Here is a 16,795-nt window from a genome sequence, read left to right on the forward strand (position 1 = left end):
TATTTTGGTAAAAAATCGGCCATGAGTTAAAATTAATATACAAATAAATCAATAAATTAAAAACACGCATTTTTTATATAAGAAATTATTTTTCCGTATTTTACAATTTTTTTTAATTCTCTACTCTGAGCCCCCTGAATCATTATTTTCGGGACTCCCCCTATGGATACGCTGGTACAGCAGACCGTCAACGGACTGATGCTCGGCAGTATTTATGCGCTGATCGCTCTGGGTTACACCATGGTGTACGGCATTCTGCGCATTATCAATTTCGCACACGGCGATGTGCTGATGGTCGGCGCGCTGAGCGCCCTGTCGGCTATCGGCGTGTTACAGCATCATTTCCCCACTCTGTCGCCGTACACAGTGCTGTTGCTGGCGACGACGATCGCCATGGCGGTCTGCGCGCTGGTGTCGATGAGCATCGAACGCCTGGCCTATCGTCGCCTGCGCAATGCCCCGCGCCTGGCGCCGTTGATCAGCGGTATTGGCGTCTCGCTGCTGCTGCAAACGTTGGCGATGCTGATCTGGTCGCGCAATCCGTTGATGTTCCCGCAACTGCTGCCCATGTCCCCCATCGCCTTGACCCAGGGCAGCGCCGAACATGCGCCGGCGGTGATCACCGGCACCGGTATCGCCACGCTGGTTGTCGCCGTGCTGGTGATGGCCGGGCTACTGTTGCTAGTCGAACACTCGCGTTTTGGCCGCGCGATGCGTGCCACGGCGGAAAACCCGCAGGTCGCCGGTCTGATGGGCATCGATCCCAACCGGGTGATCGTGTTGACCTTCGCCCTCGGCGGTGCGCTGGCGGCGGTGGCGGGCGTCATGATGGCCAGCAACTACGGCAACGCCGGCTTCTCCATGGGCTTCCTGCCGGGCATCAAGGCTTTTACCGCCGCGGTGCTGGGCGGCATCGGCAACCTGCGCGGCGCCATGCTCGGCGGACTATTGCTGGGGTTATTCGAATCGCTGGGTACCGGTTATCTCGGTGAACTGACCGGCGGCACCTTCGGCAGCAATTATCAGGACGTTTTCGCCTTCCTGATTCTGATTGCGGTGCTGGTATTACGCCCATCCGGGCTGTTGGGCGAGCGCGTCGCTACCCGCGCCTGAGGAGATAAAATGACCGTTCTGACCACCTCCCTGCAAACCACCACCCCAGGCCGCGCCAGGCTCGGCGTCGCGCTGTTTATGCTCGGTCTGCTGCTGGCCCCCTGGCTGGCCGGGGCCGCCGGCGGCAACTATTGGGTGAGAGTGATCGACTTCGCATTGCTGTACCTGATGCTGGCGCTGGGGTTGAATATCGTCGTCGGCCTGACCGGCCTGCTGGACATGGGGTTTATCGCCTTTTACGCAGTCGGCGCCTACCTGACCGCACTGCTGTCTTCGCCACACCTGACCGAACAGTTTCCGTTGCTGTTGCACTGGTTCCCGGATGGTTTGCATCTGTCCATCCTGCTGCTGATACCGCTGTCCGCCGTGCTGGCTGCGCTGTGCGGCATCCTGCTCGGCGCGCCGACGCTGCGCCTGCGCGGCGACTATTTGGCGATCGTCACGTTGGGGTTCGGCGAAATCGTGCGTATTCTGATGCGCAACCTCGATCGCCCGGTCAATATCACCAACGGGCCAAAGGGCATTTCCGGCATCGATCCGGTCAGCCTGTTCGGCCTGAAGTTTTCCGGCATGCATGAGTGGTTCGGCATCCGTTTTTCCTCGCTGTATTTGTATTACTACCTGTTCGCCGCCCTGCTGCTGGCGATCCTGTTTATCTGCCTGCGCCTGCAACATTCACGGGTCGGTCGCGCCTGGACCGCCATCCGCGAAGATGAGGACGCAGCGCGGGCGATGGGCATCAACACCCGTAACTTCAAACTGCTGGCATTCGCCATCGGCGCCACGTTCGGCGGCATCGCCGGCGCGCTGTTCGCGGCATTCCAGGGATTTGTCTCACCGGAATCCTTCACCTTGCAAGAGTCGATAGCCGTACTGGCGATGGTGGTGCTGGGCGGTATGGGGCACATTCCCGGCGTGATCCTCGGCGCGTTGCTGCTGGCGGCGCTGCCGGAGCTGTTGCGCAGCACCATGGGGCCGCTGCAACAGGCCCTGTTCGGCCAGGTGTGGATCGACCCGGAAATTATCCGCCAACTGTTCTACGGCCTGGCGCTGATTCTGGTGATGTTGTATCGCCCTGCGGGCCTGTGGCCGGCGCGTCATCAATCGGGAGCCGCATCATGACGCCATTGCTCACCCTAAACCATGTCAGTAAACGCTTTGGCGGGCTGACCGCCGTGGATGACGTCAGCATGAGTATCCGCCGGGGGGAAATCTATGGGTTGATCGGGCCGAACGGCGCCGGTAAAACCACCTGTTTCAATCTGATTACCGGCCTGTACCGCGCGGATAGCGGTGAGTTCCACCTGTTGGATCGTCGCTACAAACCGCAGGCGATCGACAAAGTCGTGCAGGCCGGCATCGCCCGTACCTTCCAGAACCTGCGGCTGTTCAACGAGATGAGCGTGCTGGAAAACGTGATGGTGGGCTGCCATGTACGCACCCGCAACGGCCTGTGGGCGGCTATTTCACGCCACCGCCGCGCCCGCGAGGAAGAACAGGCAACGCGCGAGAAGTCCCACGCGCTGCTGGAGTACGTCGGCATCAGTCAGTTTGCCCACTACCGCGCCGGCGATCTTTCCTACGGCCACCAGCGGCGGCTGGAAATTGCCCGCGCGTTGGCAACCGACCCGCAGTTATTGGCGCTGGATGAACCGGCCGCCGGCATGAACGCCGCAGAGAAAGTGGCGCTGCGCGAGCTGCTGCAACGCATCCGCGAAAGCGGCAAAACCCTGCTGCTGATCGAGCACGACGTCAAGCTGGTGATGGGATTGTGCGACCGTCTGACGGTGCTCGACTACGGCAAAGTCATCGCCGAAGGCGAACCCTCGCAGGTAAGGCGCGAACCGGCGGTGATCCGGGCTTATCTGGGAGGAGCTGCGCATGTCTGAACCCTTACTGTCCGTCAAACGGCTAAAAGTGTCTTACGGCGGCATTCATGCAGTGAAAGGCATCGATTTTACGGTTAACCACGGCGAACAGGTGACATTGATCGGCGCCAACGGCGCGGGCAAAACCTCCAGCCTGCGCGCGTTGACCGGCCTGCAACCCTTCGAAGGAGACATCCTGTTCGACGGCCAGTCCATCCGCGGTGTTCCTCCGCATCGGTTGCTGCAACAGGGGTTGGTGATGGTGCCGGAAGGCCGCGGCATTTTCGCCCGCATGACGGTGCTGGAAAATTTGCAGCTTGGCGCCTACTCCCGCCGCGATAAACCGGCGATCCAGCAGGATCTGGAGCGAGTTTGCGCCCTTTTTCCACGCCTGCGCGAGCGGTTGCGGCAACAAGCCGGGCTGCTCTCCGGCGGCGAACAACAGATGGTGGCGATGGGCCGTGCACTGCTCAGCCGGCCACGTCTGCTGGTGCTGGATGAACCCTCAATGGGCCTGGCGCCGATCGTGGTCGAAGCCATTTTTGACGTGATCAAAACCCTTGCCAGTGACGGCGTCACGCTATTGCTGGTAGAACAGAATGCCCGGTTGGCGCTGGAATCGACCGATCGCGCCTACGTGCTGGACAGCGGCAGCCTGAGCCACAGCGGCCGGTCTGCTGGCATGATCGACGATGAAAAAATCAAACAAGCCTATCTGGGCGAATAACCGTTTTTACTTTTAACCGCACCGGGAGTTTTACATGAACAAGATAACTCGCTTTAAGCCGTTGGCCCTGGCCGCCGCCGTTCTGGCTACCCTTGGCACAGCCGCCCCTGCGCAGGCCGCCGACACTATTCTGATCGGTCTGGCCGGCCCGCTGACCGGCCCTTCCGCCCGTATCGGCAAGGATCTGGAAAACGGCGCTCAGTTGGCGATCGCCGATGCCAACGCCCAGAAGCCGACGCTGAACGGCAAACCTGTCACCTTTAAACTGCTTTCCGAAGACGACCAGTCCGACCCGCGCACCGCCGTTGCAGTAGCGCAGCGCCTGGTGGACGAAGGCGTCGCCGGCGTGGTCGGCCACTGGAATACCGGCACCAGCATCCCGGCGGCCCGCATTTATCATGATGCCGGCATTGCCCAGGTGGCACCGGTCGCTACAGGCCATGCCTATACTCAACAGGGGTTTGATACCAGCTTTCGCGTGATGGGCCATGATGACGACGGCGGTAATTACGCCGGTGAATATGCCGTCAAGGTGCTGAAAGCCAAACGCATTGCGGTCATCGACGATCGCACCGCGTTCGGCCAGGGGCTGGCGGACGAGTTTATCAAGTCGCTGGCGGCGCAGGGCATACAGCCGGTAGCCCGTGAATACGTCGATGACAAAACCGTCGATTTCAGTGCGGTGCTGACTACCGTTCGCAGCAAGAATGCCGATCTGATCTTCTTCGGCGGCGTGGATTCACAGGCGGCACCCTTGGCCCGCCGCATCAAACAGCTGGGCATGAACACTCAACTGATGGGCGCCGGCGGCTTCGTCAGCCAAACCTTCCTGACGCTGGCGCAGAAGGAAGGCGAAGGCGTGGTGGCGCTGGAACCGGGCCTGCCGCTGGAGCAGATGCCGGGCGGCAAAGCCTTTGAGCAGGCTTACCGCGACCGTTACAAGACCCACATCGAACTGCATGCGCCGTTCGCCTATGACGCCACCCGGGTATTGATTGCCGCCATTGAGCAGGCAGGATCCGCCAATCCGGCCGATTATCTGCCGAAACTGCGCGCCATTCATTATCAGGGCGTCACCGGCAACATCGCATTCGATCCGCAGGGCAACCTGCAACAGCCAAGCTTCACCCTCTACAAGGTGGTCGACGGCAAATGGCAGCCGCAGAGCGTGTTGGGCGGCGCTAAAACACAACAATAAAGCAAGGGGAGCAAGGTGATGAGCTGTGCAAAAAATGAATTGGGCATTCTGGCCCGCCGGCGTATAGAGGCCGAGATCATCAAGCCGATCTACCAAATTCTGGTGCGTGAGATCGGCAAGGAGCGCGCGCAGGCGGTGATTGGCGAAGCCATTGAAAACGCCGCCATCGATGCAGGCAAGCAGTTTGCCGCACAGGAGCCGAATGGCGCCGATTTGCAGAGTTTCGCCGCCTTGCAGTATCTGTGGGAAAAAGACGATGCGCTGCAAGTGAAGGTGATCCATCAAGACGAGCAGCAGTTCGACTATAACGTCACCCGCTGCCGCTATGCCGAGATGTATCACGAGATGGGGCTGGGCGAGATTGGCCATCTGCTGTCCTGCGCCCGCGACAGCCAGTTTATCGTCGGTTATGCGCCGGACGTCGAGCTGCAACGCACCCAAACCATTATGTCCGGCGCGCCCTGCTGCGATTTCCGCTATGCCGTAAAACCGTCGGGAGAGAAAAAATGACCCAACAGGTTAACGGCGAACGTCTGTGGCAAAGCCTGCGCGATATGGCGCAGTTCGGCGCCATCCCGAAAGACGGCGTCACCCGGCTGGCGCTGAGCGAGGAAGATCGTCAGGCGCGCGACCAATTGCGTGCCTGGGCGCTGGAAGCGGGATGCAGCGTGCGGGTCGATCGCATGGGCAACATGTTTTTGCGCCGCGAAGGAACCCGCCCTGAACTGGCACCGGTCGTCACCGGCTCCCACGTCGATTCCCAACCCAACGGCGGGCGCTTTGACGGCATTTATGGCGTACTGGCCGGGTTGGAAGTGATCCGCACCCTGAATGATCGTCAGATTGCCACCGAACGCGCGCTGGAGGTGGTTAACTGGACTAACGAGGAAGGTGCCCGCTTCGCCCCGGCGATGATCGCCTCCGGCGTGTTTGCCGGTGTGTTCGATGAAGAATACGGCCTGTCGCGCCGCGATGCGCAGGGCATCAGCATCGGTGAAGCGCTGAAGCAAATCGGCTATGACGGTGAAGACCCGGTCGGCGGCAGACCCATCCACGCCGCCTTTGAGCTGCATATCGAACAAGGCCCGATCCTCGAGGCGGAAAACGTCGAGATTGGCGTGGTGACCAGCGCGCAGGGCCAGCGCTGGTACGAATTGGAGATCCTCGGTTTCAGCGCCCATGCGGGCACCACGCCGATGGAACGGCGCCGCGACGCCCTGCTCGGCTTTGCCGCTATGGTCACGGCGGTCAATCAGATCGGCCTGGATTTCATGCCGGACGCCCGCGCTACGGTAGGCATGGCGCAAATCACCCCCAACTCGCGCAATGTGGTGCCGGGCAAGGTGTTTTTCAGCGTCGAGTTCCGTCATCCGCAGGAGGCGGTGCTGGAACAGATGGAACGGCGGTTGCTGGCGGCGGTCGCGGAGGTGGATGCCGGTACCTTGAGCGCTCGCGCCGAACGCATCTTCCAGTATCAGCCGATACGCTTTGATCAAGGCTGTATCGACAGCGTGCGCCAGGCCGCGCAGGTGCTGGGGTACTCGCACCGGGATATGGTTTCCGGCGCGGGTCACGATGCCTGTTATCTGAGCCGGGTGGCGCCCACGGCGATGATTTTTATTCCCTGCGTGGACGGCATCAGCCACAACGAGCTGGAAGATATTTCGCCCGCCTGGGCCACCGCCGGCGCCAATGTGCTGCTCAACGCGCTGCTGGCGCAAACGGCTAGCTGATCTCCTCGCCCCCGGTTAGCCGACCGGGGCAATAGCAAAAAATATTCAACAAACTGGTTGAATATTCATCGCACTGTTCTATATTCAACCATATGGTTAAATTATCTTCCTCACAGCTGGACGCCATTTTCCACGCGCTTTCCGACCCGACGCGCCGCGCTATTTTGCGTGCGCTGGCTGACGGCGAGCACAGCATTGGTGAACTGGCCGCGCCGTTGCAGATGTCGTTTGCCGGCGCCTCCAAGCATATCAAAGCACTGGAGCTTGCAGGCCTGGTGCAGCGAACCGTGCAGGGAAGAAACCATATCTGCCGGCTTGAACCCGGGCCAATGGCACAGGCCATGCAATGGCTGCAAACCTACGAGCATTTCTGGACAGAACGGCTGGACGCGCTGGAAATAGCGCTGCGGCAGCCCGAACAGTATCCTCCCAAGGAGTGAACCATGAACGACTACGGTATGATTATTGAAACCGGCACGCTGCGCATTCAGCGGCTGCTGCCCGGCCCGATCGAGCGGGTCTGGGCCTACCTGACGGAATCCGACAAGCGCGCCACCTGGCTGGCCGCCGGCGAAATGACGCTGGAAAAAGGCGCGGCGGTGGAGTTGGTATTTCGCAATTCCGATCTGACGGGCGAACACGAGCAGGCCCCCGCCAAATACAAACAAAGCGACTGCAACGGCAAACACCTCGGCCATATAACCTGCCTTTTCCCGCCGCGGCTACTGAGCTTTACCTGGGAGGAAAAGGATCAGAACCGCCCTTCCGAAGTGACCTTTGAGCTGACCGAACATGACAACGCGGTGTTGCTGACGGTCACCCACCGCCGCCTGGCCAACCGTGACGACATGCTCAGCGTGGCCGCAGGCTGGCATACCCATCTGGATATCCTGCTCGATCGCCTGCACGATCGTCAGCCACACTCGTTCTGGACTACCCACGCCAAGCTGGAAGAAGAGTACCGGGCGAGACTGTAATCAGCTTTCATCCCGGCGTCTGAACGCCAGATAGCCGGTGATCAGCGTAAAACCGCCGACCAGCAGCACCAGCAGAATAAAACCGTGGTGATTGCTGGCCAGCGGGATCCCTCCCACGTTCATGCCGAAGAAACCGGCGACGATGTTAATCGGCAGCGCCAGCACGGTGATCACCGTCAGGGTGTACAGCGTACGGTTGTTCTGCTCCATCTGCTTGGCGCCAATCTCCTCTTGCAGCAGGCGAATGCGCTCGGTCAGGCTGGCCAGATCGTTCAGCACCACGGTGAACTCTTCGGTGAACTGCCGCAGATCCTGCACCACGTCCCGGCTTAACCAGGCCGGTGGCCGGTTCAGCAGGCGAAACAGTGCAGCGGGCTCCGGCGCCAGCAGGCGCTGAAAGCGCAGCAACATGCGGCGCATGCGCCCCAGTTCGGTGCGGTTGCGTTTCACATGATTGCTCAGCAGGCGATCTTCAATGGTGTCGACATACTGGTTGGCCTGCCGTACCACCTGCTCCAGCACCTCTTCCTGTTCTTCCAGCAAGTGCGCCAACAGCTCGGTAGACGACGCCAGTTGCAATGGCCCCAGACGCCCCAGCAGCCGTTCGATCAACCGCAGTGGTTTGTGCCGCACGGTAACCACCAGCCCGCTGCGGCAATACAGCCACAGCGTGGCGATTTCCGGGTTATTTTCTTTGGGATGGAAAATCACGTCGTTGAGCACCGCAAACAGATCATCCCCTTGCCGTTCAATGCGCGTGGTATGGGAGCCGTGACGAATTTCGTCGAAGAAAAAATCGGAAATCGCGAAGTGATTTTTCAGCCATTTCTCTGCCGCCGCATGGTTCAGATTAAGGTGCAACCAGATAAACCCTTCGCCCGGCGACAGAGCCTGGTAAGCCTGGCAGGCCTGCTGCGAAGAAACCCGCAGCGGCGCTTCTCCCGTGCGGAACACGTGGCCGTAAATCAGCCCGGTCACTTCATCATCAAAATCAAGTTTGTGCATTTTATCCGCAACCGTCTGAACCATAAATCTTTATCCCGAATAACCGCATTAATCAATAAACCAGACTCAGCCTTTATATCAATCTTTAAATACCAACGTTAATTATTTTCACTTTTCCAGATGATTAATATTACCGTCATAAAAAAGTCACATTAATTCCCAATACTTTCCTGGCAACGCCGTTCAACACCGTCAGTATTCTAATGAAGTTTATCGGGAAGGTCCTTTATGAGCGATAACAGCGCCGTTCAAGCAGGTGTTCCAGCTGCGTCCAGCCTGCCAAAGATCTACCAAAAGAACAGTCGACTCACTGTTCTTTTTTTTGTTTTTTTATTAGTACTGGGGATCGCTTTTGCCGGAGTAAATCTATTTAACGACGTGACCGACGCTGGTGCAGTATATACCAGCTATCTCCCTTTTCTTTTATTGGGGTTAGCGCTGCTGATTGCGCTGGGCTTTGAATTCGTTAACGGTTTTCACGACACCGCCAATGCTGTGGCCACCGTTATTTACACCCATTCCCTGTCGCCGATGGTGGCGGTGGTCTGGTCGGGATTTTTCAACTTCCTCGGCGTTTTGCTCTCCAGCGGCGTGGTGGCGTTCGGCATCATTTCGCTGCTGCCGGTTGAATTGATTCTGCAAGCCGGCACCGGTAACGGCTTTGCCATGGTTTACGCCCTGCTGTTCTCGGCGATTATCTGGAACCTGGGTACCTGGTGGCTCGGGCTGCCGGCCTCCTCGTCGCATACGCTGATTGGTTCCATCATCGGCGTGGGCGTGGCTAACGCCCTGATCCACGGCCGCACCGGCACCAGCGGCGTGGACTGGGGGCAGGCGATTAAAGTGGGTTATGCGTTGCTGCTTTCACCGGTGATCGGTTTTGTGTTTGCCGCCCTGCTGCTGCTGGCGTTGAAGGTGTTCGTTAAAAACCGCCAGTTGTACACCGCACCCAAAAATGATGCGCCGCCACCGCTGTGGATCCGGGGTTTGTTGATCCTCACCTGTACCGGCGTCTCCTTCGCCCACGGCTCCAACGACGGGCAAAAAGGCATGGGCCTGATCATGCTGATCCTGGTCGGCACCATGCCGATCGCCTATGCCCTGAACCGCTCAATGTCGCCGGAGCAAATCCCGCGCGTGGCGGCACTGGCGGAAGTCACCAAAAACGATCTGTTGCGCCAATTCCCGGCGGTCAGCCAGGTGCCGCCGCGCGAGGTGCTCACCGGCTATGTGCGTTCCAATGAGCTGACGCCGGACGTAGTGCCCGCGCTGGCGCAGCTGACCGGCGCCATCGGCGATCAAGTCCGCCAGTACGGCTCGGTCGACAAGATCCCGGCGCAGGCGGTGTCCAACACCCGTAACGATATGTATCTGGCATCGGAAACCATCAAGCACCTGAAAGCGGAAAAACAGCTTCAGTTTTCCGCCGACTCACAGCGCAATCTGGATGCGTTGAAAGGCGATCTGGACAGCGCCACCCGCTTTATCCCGTTCTGGGTCAAGGTGGTGGTGGCGATTGCCCTCGGCCTCGGCACCATGGTCGGCTGGCGGCGCATCGTGGTTACCGTCGGTGAGAAGATCGGTAAAAGCCACCTCACCTACGCCCAGGGCGCCAGCGCCGAACTGGTGGCGATGACCACCATAGGTGCGGCGGACGCCTTCGGCCTGCCGGTTTCGACCACCCACGTGCTGTCCTCCGGCATCGCCGGCACCATGGCGGCCAACCGCTCCGGCCTGCAAATGTCGACCCTGCGCAACCTGCTGATGGCCTGGGTTCTGACGCTGCCGGCCTCGATACTGCTTTCCGCCGGGCTGTACTGGGTTTTCACTCATTTCTAAAACCGGGTTAACACGGAGAATCAATTATGGCTATGCATGAATTTAACCGCGACGACACCTTCAACCAGCGCCTGCTGCAGGAGTTTTATGACAGCTATGACGAGGAGCTGGAAATGGAGCTCGATGACCTGCGGTTTGACGACACCGAAGTGGACAGCGATCAGAAAAAAGCCTGGCGCAAACAGTATTTCCGCGAGCTGCTGCGCCTGCAAGGCGAACTGGTGAAGCTGCAAGACTGGGTAATGCGCACCGGCCACCGCGTGGTGATCTTGTTTGAAGGCCGCGACGCCGCCGGCAAAGGCGGGGTGATCAAACGCATCACCCAACGCCTGAACCCACGCACCTGCCGCGTGGCGGCGTTGCCTGCACCGAACGACCGCGAGCGCACCCAGTGGTATTTCCAGCGCTACATTGCCCACCTGCCGGCGGCGGGTGAAATCGTGCTGTTCGACCGTAGCTGGTATAACCGCGCCGGGGTGGAAAAAGTGATGGGGTTTTGCAACGACGAGGAATACGAAGAGTTTTTCCGCAGCGTGCCGGAATTTGAGAAAATGCTGACGCGCAGCGGCATCAAAATCATCAAATACTGGTTCTCGATCACCGATGACGAGCAGGAACTGCGCTTCCTCAGCCGCATCCACGATCCGCTGAAGCAGTGGAAGCTCAGCCCGATGGATTTGGAGAGCCGCCGCCGCTGGGAAGACTATACCGAAGCCAAAGAAGTCATGTTAGCGCGCACTAACATTCCGGAAGCCCCCTGGTGGGTAGTTCAGGGCGTCGACAAGAAAAAGGCGCGGCTGAACTGCATCAGCCACCTGCTCCAGCAACTGCCTTACGAAGAGACCGAAGGCAACGTGATCACTCTGCCGCCGCGCAAGCGCAGCCCGGACTATAACCGCCATCCGGTGCCTGACGACATGGTAGTCCCCGAAGTGTATTGATTTTCAATCGGGGGATGGGTTGCCATCCCCCTGCCTGACACCATGATGAATACTCTGGCCTTTTGCCTGCATATTCATCGCTTTCACCCTATTTTCTCCACATTTGCTGTGCAGACTCTTACCGATATTTTTTAGTCGCTTAGAGTAAGAGCCTCGCTTGTCATGTCATTCTTGAATTGTGTTATCCCTTTTTCCCTTCGGCGTTTTCACGCCGTTATCACGCTCAGCCTGCTGTTTGTTATCGCACCTGCACAGGCCACCGCGCCGCTGGTATTGCATTCAAAAGCCGTGCTGATCGTCAATCAGCGTACCGGCAAAACGCTGTTCCAGAAACAGGCCAATCGCGCGTTACCCATTGCTTCGCTGACCAAGCTGATGACCGCTATGGTGGCGCTGGACAGCCGCCGTCCTCTGGGCAATAAAATGAGGGTGACCGCCGCCGATCGCGATTTATTGAAGAAAACCCACTCGCGGCTGACCCTGGGGTCGTCACTCAGCCGCCGCGATATGTTGCACATTGCGCTGATGTCATCCGAGAACCGCGCGGCAGCCGCCCTAAGCCGTCATTACCCCGGCGACCGCAAGGCGTTTGTGGCGAAAATGAACAGGAAGGCGCGCAGCATCGGCATGAAACACACCCGTTTCTATGACCCTACCGGGCTGACGCCGCGCAATGTCGCCAGCGCCAACGATCTGCTTAAAATGGTCAATCACGCTTATCGCTATCAAACCATTCGCCGTTTCAGTACCGATAAGCAGCACGTTGTTTACCCCGGCCGTGGCCAACTGGTGTACCGCAGTTCCAACGGCCTGATCAATAACCGCAACTGGAACATTCAGCTGCAAAAAACCGGCTATACCAACGAGGCCGGCCACTGTCTGGTGATGAGAACCCTGATAAAAGGGCAGCCGGTAGTGATCATCCTGCTGGGTTCGCAACAGCGCTACGGCCATTATGACGATGCGCTGCGCCTGAAAACCTGGCTGGAGTCCTGAGCGCTTGCGCAGTGCGCCTTTAACCGTCCTGCGCATAACTAAATCCGTTTTTTATCAATGGAATATCCTATCCACAATCAGTATTACGCCCTTGGCGCCCTGCATGGTATTTGTCATAAATAATTGATGATAAAGGAGCAGGAAAATGGCTTATGCCTTGAGCGTGTTGGATAAAAGTCCGATTGCCGAAGGAGAAAGCGCCGCCCAGGCGCTGGCGCGTACGCTGCATCTGGCGCAGCAGGCGGAAATCTGGGGCTACCGCCGTTTCTGGTTGGCGGAGCATCACAATACCCCGCAGCTCGCCTGCCCTTCACCCGAGGTGTTGATCGCCTATTTACTTGGGCAAACCTCACGTATTCGCATCGGTTCCGGTGGCGTAATGCTGCAACACTACAGCGCTTATAAAGTTGCGGAAAACTTCAACCTGCTGGCGACGCTTGCACCGGGCCGGGTCGATCTGGGCGTGGGGAAAGCCCCCGGCGGGCTGCCGCTCTCTACCCAGGCGTTGCAGGCCGCGCACGACCAGCAGCATAAACCGGATTTCCCTCAGCAGTTGGCCCAGCTCAATGCTTATCTTAATGACGATGCACAACCTGGTCTGAGCGCCACGCCGCAGCCTGAGCAATCCGCTCAACGCTTTCTGCTGGGTGCCAGTAGCGAAAGCGCTCAACTGGCCGCCGAACACGGCTGGGCGTTTGTTTATGCCGCGCAGCTCAATGGCAACCCAGACGATATTCAGCGGGCGCTGACGCACTACTCCGCGCAAAGCGGTGGCCGCAAAGCCCTGCTGGCGGTAGCGGCGATCGTCGCAGACACGGCTGCGCAGGCCAAAGAGTTGGCGGCCGGGATCCAGCAATACCGCGTGCACGTGGCCGGCGGGCAGAGCGTGACCGTTGGTAGCCTGGAGCAGGCGGAGAGTTTTGTTCAGCAGGCCGGCGCGACCGATTACCGCATCGAGCCGCGCGAAAGCCATATTCTGCTCGGCACTGCGCAGCAGGTACGCCGGCAGTTGGACCAACTGCACCAGCAATATGGCGTGGAGGAGTTTGTCATTGATACGCCGGTTAGCCAACCCACCGCCCGCCTGGCCTCTTTACAACTGCTGGCGCAGGAGAGTCTGGCGTTGGCTTGATCGGGGAACGGGGCCATAAGCGTTAAATCGGCATTGACCATTGGCCATACCGATTTGATGCCTCACATTCAGTTAACCGAGGTGCCGGCGACCATCGCCACCGCCAAATCCTGCGCCAGCCTCTCCCGTTCTTCCTCCAGCAGGTTGGCCAGGCTGATACGGACAGCCGGGCCACTTTTCAGTCGGAACGGCTCACCGCTTTGCACCAACCAGCCGCGCTGCGCCATGATTTGGCTGGCGGCGGCTTCTGAGCGCACCGGCAACCAGATATGCACCCCTTCCCCCGACGGCAATGGCGTGCCGGCCAGTGCGCCCATTCGCGCTGCCAGCGCATCGCGCCGCGCCTGATAAGTTTCCTGTGCCCGTAACAGCAAGCCATCGCCCTGCACCTGCGTCCATAATTTGACGGCAATCTGCTGCAAGATATGGCTGACCCAACGCTCGCGGATGTATTGATCGGCACGCATCGCCTGCAATAGCGACGGTTTGCCGCAGGCCAACGCAATGCGCAGGTCCGGGCTGAGGAACTTGCTCAACGACAGCACATACAGGCCGTTGTCGGCACTGCAGGGTAAATGCAGTGGTTGTTGCGACAGCGGCCCCCAGAAATCATCGACGATCGCCAGGCAATCGGGCCGTTGCGCCAGGAACTCGCGCCAACACTTGGCGCGGGCAGCGCTGAGCGACATCCCGGTCGGGTTCTGCGCGCGCGGCGTGAGGATCACCGCGCAACCCAAGGTTGCGGCATCCTTCTCCGGCAGTTGGCACCCTTGATCATCGACCGCCAGCGGCAGCGGTTTCAGGCGAAGGTGCCGCAGCAACGTCAGCAGCGGCGGCCAACAAGGATCTTCCACCCATACCGCAGCCCCCGGTGCCGCATGGCAGCGCAGCGCCTTTTCAATGGCGTCCAGCGCGCCGGAAAACACCGCCGGTTCGCCCAACGCGGCACCTTGTTCGCTGAGCCACTCGCGCCCCAGCGTGCACAATGCCGGTAAATCGCCGCTGACGTCATAGCCATTTTGCTGCGGGAAGACGTCATCCTTACCCAGCGACAGTGCCGGTAGCAGCGCCGCATCCAGATTGCCACTGGCTAAATCGCGCATGCCTTCAGGCACCTGGCGTACGCTGCGCACCGCCCTTAACGGCTGGTCAAGCACCTGGGTACCGGCGCGGCCGCGGGTGGCCACCAAACCGGCATCCCGCAGCTTGCCGTACGCACTGGCGACCGTATTGGGGTTCACCCCCAGTTCCCCGGCCAACTGGCGCACCGGCGGCAACAGGTCACCCGGTTGCAAATCGCCCCGTTTTATCTGCGCGCCGATCTGTTCAGCAATCTGGACAGCGCTGCCGCCTTTTGCATACAATGAACCCATACATAAAACCTTTTTGTATTAGTTCAAATAAGCTTACCCGTTTCGAACGCAAAAGTTAAGGGGTCAACATGGAAAAACATTACGTACTCGACATTCAGCACGCCGGCAAAGCCTTCGCCCGCATGCAGATGTTCACGCCCTGGGCTGCCGATCAACTGCAACAGGCCCTGGCCCTGTTTCCCGCCGAGCAGGGCTACCAATTGCACATCAGTCAGGTCAAAGAGCGGCGGATCCTTTATCAGAGCGGCGCAAGCGGTATTACCGTGCTAGGCGATGCGTTGGAACTGGTGCCTTATCACCACCCGAGGGAGATAGAGCAATGAAAAAAGTTGTCGCTATCAGGCATGTAAATTTTGAAAACCTCGGTATTCTGGGATCACTGCTTTCACTGCGTGGCTATCAGATTGATTATTACGATGCAGGCCGTGACGATATCCGCGCCATCAACAATGAAGATACCGATTTGCTGGTAGTGCTCGGCGGGCCGATCAGCGCCGCGCAGCATTTTGCCGGACAGCAGCACTATCCGTTTCTTAACGACGAGCTGGCGCTGGTCACCCAACGGTTACAGCAACGTCAGCCCACGATCGGCATTTGCCTGGGCGCGCAGGTGATGGCTCAAGCTTTGGGCGCCGGTGTAGTGTCGCTGGGCGTGAAAGAGATTGGTTACGCGCCGCTGACGCTGGCGGAAAATGAAGACTCCGTACTGGCGCCGCTGGCGGCAACGCCGGTGCTGCACTGGCACGGGGATATGTTTACCGTCCCGGAGGGGGCAACCTGCCTGGCCAGCACCGAGGCTTGCCGTTATCAGGCGTTTGAATATCAGGATTTCGCGCTTGGGTTGCAGTTCCACCTGGAAGCCGATCATCGCGATATTGAACGCTGGTTGGTTGGCCACGCCTGTGAGCTGGAGTTGGCCGGTATCGACCCGCAGCAATTGCGCGACCAGGCCGCACGCTACGGCGCAGAATTGGAACGACGCGCCCGCCAGGTGTTTGCGCGGTGGCTGGATAAAAACGAACAAAGGACGCGTTAGATGCAACAAGCTTCTCAATTGCAATCGCCGCTGATTGATGTGGTCAGCATTCAATCGCAGGTAGTGTATGGCAGCGTCGGCAACGGTATCGCCTATCGCACCCTGCTGAAAAAGGGGTTGGAAGCGCTGCAGGTGCCCAGCGTGCTGTTCGGCTGTCCGCCCTATTACGGCGCCCCCAGCGGCGGCGTGATTTCCGTCGAATGGTTTAGCGGTTTTCTGGAGGATTTGATCGCTCGCGGTGTGATGAAACGCACGCGGGCGGTGATCGTCGGCTATCTGGGTGATGTCGCCCAGTGTCATATTCTGGACGCTTGGTTGCAACGGGTTCGCGCTATCAATCCGCAGATAAAAATCTATATCGATCCGGTGATGGGCGATTACGGTGAAGGCGTGTACGTGGACCCGCGTATCGTCAGTTGTTATCGCTCGCCGTTCCTGAGCCTTGCCAACGGCCTGACGCCCAATGGGTTTGAACTGGAGCAGCTTTGCGGGCACAGCCTGGCTACGCGGGAACAGACGCTGCGCGCTGCGCAGGCGCTGTTAAATGACACGACCGAGTGGGTGTTGGTGACCAGCGCACCGGGCATAGCGGAAAACGACGACGAGTTAGGGTTATTGCTGGTCAGCCACAATCAGGTGCAAAGCTACACCCACCCTAAAATCAAATCGAAGGTGAAAGGCACCGGTGACATGTTTACCGCGCTGCTGGTCAGCCATTTGCTGCACGGCAGAAGCCTCAACGACGCCATAGTTACCGCCGGCGGCGAGGTGTGTGACGTGTTGGCGGAAGCGGAGCATTTCGGTTGGGAGGAGATTGGCAGCCTGCGCGCCTTGAGATAGGACAGAGTCATCGCGGG

At 59.1% G+C, this 16,795-nt stretch carries 18 protein-coding genes; 16 read left to right on the forward strand and 2 right to left on the reverse strand.

The genetic code is table 11. The features are described from left to right. The first annotated feature begins 162 nt into the window (after positions 1-162). The 9 genes from SPL01S_RS10975 (at position 163) to SPL01S_RS11015 (ending at position 7,616) form a co-directional block, all read left to right on the forward strand. Positions 163-1,113, forward strand: a complete 951-nt coding sequence (locus SPL01S_RS10975) for a branched-chain amino acid ABC transporter permease (RefSeq protein ID WP_063199689.1) — start codon at positions 163-165, stop codon at positions 1,111-1,113. 9 nt (positions 1,114-1,122) lie between these two features. Then, positions 1,123-2,235: an ABC transporter permease subunit gene (locus SPL01S_RS10980; protein ID WP_063199692.1), complete on the forward strand. Its 1,113-nt coding sequence runs from the start codon at positions 1,123-1,125 to the stop codon at positions 2,233-2,235. Beyond that, the gene (locus SPL01S_RS10985) at positions 2,232-3,002 is read left to right on the forward strand and encodes an ABC transporter ATP-binding protein (RefSeq protein ID WP_063199695.1); all 771 of its coding nucleotides are present in this window, start codon (positions 2,232-2,234) and stop codon (positions 3,000-3,002) included. The genes SPL01S_RS10980 and SPL01S_RS10985 overlap by 4 nt, the downstream gene beginning before the upstream one ends. Continuing rightward, positions 2,995-3,708, forward strand: a complete 714-nt coding sequence (locus SPL01S_RS10990; protein ID WP_063199698.1) for an ABC transporter ATP-binding protein — start codon at positions 2,995-2,997, stop codon at positions 3,706-3,708. Before SPL01S_RS10985 ends, SPL01S_RS10990 begins: the two co-directional genes overlap by 8 nt. Before the next feature lie 34 nt (positions 3,709-3,742). After that, on the forward strand, positions 3,743-4,906 hold the full coding sequence (locus tag SPL01S_RS10995) for a branched-chain amino acid ABC transporter substrate-binding protein (protein WP_062870965.1): 1,164 nt from the start codon (positions 3,743-3,745) through the stop codon (positions 4,904-4,906). An 18-nt stretch (positions 4,907-4,924) separates the two neighbouring features. Next, a complete protein-coding gene (locus SPL01S_RS11000) occupies positions 4,925-5,416 on the forward strand; it encodes an L-2-amino-thiazoline-4-carboxylic acid hydrolase (protein WP_020439122.1) in 492 nt (163 codons plus the stop codon). Continuing rightward, complete coding sequence (locus SPL01S_RS11005; RefSeq protein ID WP_063199701.1) at positions 5,413-6,639, forward strand: Zn-dependent hydrolase; 1,227 nt, start codon at positions 5,413-5,415, stop codon at positions 6,637-6,639. Before SPL01S_RS11000 ends, SPL01S_RS11005 begins: the two co-directional genes overlap by 4 nt. Positions 6,640-6,731: 92 nt before the next feature. Beyond that, the gene (locus tag SPL01S_RS11010) at positions 6,732-7,079 is read left to right on the forward strand and encodes an ArsR/SmtB family transcription factor (RefSeq protein WP_004944937.1); all 348 of its coding nucleotides are present in this window, start codon (positions 6,732-6,734) and stop codon (positions 7,077-7,079) included. A gap of 3 nt (positions 7,080-7,082) precedes the next feature. Then, a complete protein-coding gene (locus SPL01S_RS11015) occupies positions 7,083-7,616 on the forward strand; it encodes an SRPBCC family protein (RefSeq protein ID WP_063199704.1) in 534 nt (177 codons plus the stop codon). Here the strand turns inward: SPL01S_RS11015 and SPL01S_RS11020 are convergent, their stop codons facing one another. Further along, entirely contained in the window at positions 7,617-8,645 is a 1,029-nt protein-coding gene (locus tag SPL01S_RS11020) for a transporter (RefSeq protein WP_063199707.1), read from the reverse strand. A 204-nt stretch (positions 8,646-8,849) separates the two neighbouring features. On the opposite strand from SPL01S_RS11020, the gene SPL01S_RS11025 reads away from it, so the two are divergent. From SPL01S_RS11025 to SPL01S_RS11040, 4 genes are all read left to right on the forward strand, one after another. After that, a complete protein-coding gene (locus tag SPL01S_RS11025) occupies positions 8,850-10,460 on the forward strand; it encodes an inorganic phosphate transporter (protein WP_063199710.1) in 1,611 nt (536 codons plus the stop codon). 26 nt (positions 10,461-10,486) lie between these two features. Next, positions 10,487-11,401 (forward strand): polyphosphate kinase 2, encoded by a 915-nt coding sequence (gene ppk2 / locus SPL01S_RS11030; RefSeq protein ID WP_004944949.1) that lies wholly within the window; start codon positions 10,487-10,489, stop codon positions 11,399-11,401. A gap of 162 nt (positions 11,402-11,563) precedes the next feature. Beyond that, positions 11,564-12,397 carry a D-alanyl-D-alanine endopeptidase gene (gene pbpG / locus SPL01S_RS11035; protein WP_063199713.1) on the forward strand — a complete coding sequence of 278 codons (834 nt, stop codon included), beginning with the start codon at positions 11,564-11,566 and terminating at the stop codon, positions 12,395-12,397. Positions 12,398-12,542: 145 nt separating this feature from the next. Next, on the forward strand, positions 12,543-13,529 hold the full coding sequence (locus SPL01S_RS11040; protein WP_006325605.1) for an LLM class flavin-dependent oxidoreductase: 987 nt from the start codon (positions 12,543-12,545) through the stop codon (positions 13,527-13,529). A 68-nt stretch (positions 13,530-13,597) separates the two neighbouring features. Here the strand turns inward: SPL01S_RS11040 and SPL01S_RS11045 are convergent, their stop codons facing one another. Continuing rightward, positions 13,598-14,902 carry an aminotransferase class I/II-fold pyridoxal phosphate-dependent enzyme gene (locus SPL01S_RS11045; RefSeq protein ID WP_063199716.1) on the reverse strand — a complete coding sequence of 435 codons (1,305 nt, stop codon included), beginning with the start codon at positions 14,900-14,902 and terminating at the stop codon, positions 13,598-13,600. Between the two features lie 68 nt (positions 14,903-14,970). Here SPL01S_RS11045 and SPL01S_RS11050 point away from each other — a divergent pair, with 68 nt between their 5' ends. From SPL01S_RS11050 to pdxY, 3 genes are read left to right on the forward strand one after another with little or no spacing between them, the layout of a single operon-like run. After that, complete coding sequence (locus SPL01S_RS11050) at positions 14,971-15,225, forward strand: hypothetical protein (RefSeq protein WP_063199719.1); 255 nt, start codon at positions 14,971-14,973, stop codon at positions 15,223-15,225. Beyond that, positions 15,222-15,938, forward strand: a complete 717-nt coding sequence (locus tag SPL01S_RS11055; protein WP_063199722.1) for a glutamine amidotransferase — start codon at positions 15,222-15,224, stop codon at positions 15,936-15,938. Before SPL01S_RS11050 ends, SPL01S_RS11055 begins: the two co-directional genes overlap by 4 nt. After that, positions 15,939-16,778: a pyridoxal kinase gene (pdxY, locus tag SPL01S_RS11060; protein ID WP_063199725.1), complete on the forward strand. Its 840-nt coding sequence runs from the start codon at positions 15,939-15,941 to the stop codon at positions 16,776-16,778. Positions 16,779-16,795 lie beyond the last annotated feature (17 nt).

Origin of the sequence: Serratia plymuthica NBRC 102599 (genome assembly GCF_001590925.1) — a bacterium.
Lineage (GTDB): Bacteria > Pseudomonadota > Gammaproteobacteria > Enterobacterales > Enterobacteriaceae > Serratia > Serratia plymuthica.

Coding starts and splice junctions, on each gene's coding strand:
- SPL01S_RS10975 (WP_063199689.1), top strand. CDS start 163: ATGGATACGCTGGTACAGCAGACCGTCAACGGACTGATGCTCGGCAGT.
- SPL01S_RS10980 (WP_063199692.1), top strand. CDS start 1,123: ATGACCGTTCTGACCACCTCCCTGCAAACCACCACCCCAGGCCGCGCC.
- SPL01S_RS10985 (WP_063199695.1), top strand. CDS start 2,232: ATGACGCCATTGCTCACCCTAAACCATGTCAGTAAACGCTTTGGCGGG.
- SPL01S_RS10990 (WP_063199698.1), top strand. CDS start 2,995: ATGTCTGAACCCTTACTGTCCGTCAAACGGCTAAAAGTGTCTTACGGC.
- SPL01S_RS10995 (WP_062870965.1), top strand. CDS start 3,743: ATGAACAAGATAACTCGCTTTAAGCCGTTGGCCCTGGCCGCCGCCGTT.
- SPL01S_RS11000 (WP_020439122.1), top strand. CDS start 4,925: ATGAGCTGTGCAAAAAATGAATTGGGCATTCTGGCCCGCCGGCGTATA.
- SPL01S_RS11005 (WP_063199701.1), top strand. CDS start 5,413: ATGACCCAACAGGTTAACGGCGAACGTCTGTGGCAAAGCCTGCGCGAT.
- SPL01S_RS11010 (WP_004944937.1), top strand. CDS start 6,732: ATGGTTAAATTATCTTCCTCACAGCTGGACGCCATTTTCCACGCGCTT.
- SPL01S_RS11015 (WP_063199704.1), top strand. CDS start 7,083: ATGAACGACTACGGTATGATTATTGAAACCGGCACGCTGCGCATTCAG.
- SPL01S_RS11020 (WP_063199707.1), bottom strand. CDS start 8,645: ATGGTTCAGACGGTTGCGGATAAAATGCACAAACTTGATTTTGATGAT.
- SPL01S_RS11025 (WP_063199710.1), top strand. CDS start 8,850: ATGAGCGATAACAGCGCCGTTCAAGCAGGTGTTCCAGCTGCGTCCAGC.
- ppk2 (WP_004944949.1), top strand. CDS start 10,487: ATGGCTATGCATGAATTTAACCGCGACGACACCTTCAACCAGCGCCTG.
- pbpG (WP_063199713.1), top strand. CDS start 11,564: ATGTCATTCTTGAATTGTGTTATCCCTTTTTCCCTTCGGCGTTTTCAC.
- SPL01S_RS11040 (WP_006325605.1), top strand. CDS start 12,543: ATGGCTTATGCCTTGAGCGTGTTGGATAAAAGTCCGATTGCCGAAGGA.
- SPL01S_RS11045 (WP_063199716.1), bottom strand. CDS start 14,902: ATGGGTTCATTGTATGCAAAAGGCGGCAGCGCTGTCCAGATTGCTGAA.
- SPL01S_RS11050 (WP_063199719.1), top strand. CDS start 14,971: ATGGAAAAACATTACGTACTCGACATTCAGCACGCCGGCAAAGCCTTC.
- SPL01S_RS11055 (WP_063199722.1), top strand. CDS start 15,222: ATGAAAAAAGTTGTCGCTATCAGGCATGTAAATTTTGAAAACCTCGGT.
- pdxY (WP_063199725.1), top strand. CDS start 15,939: ATGCAACAAGCTTCTCAATTGCAATCGCCGCTGATTGATGTGGTCAGC.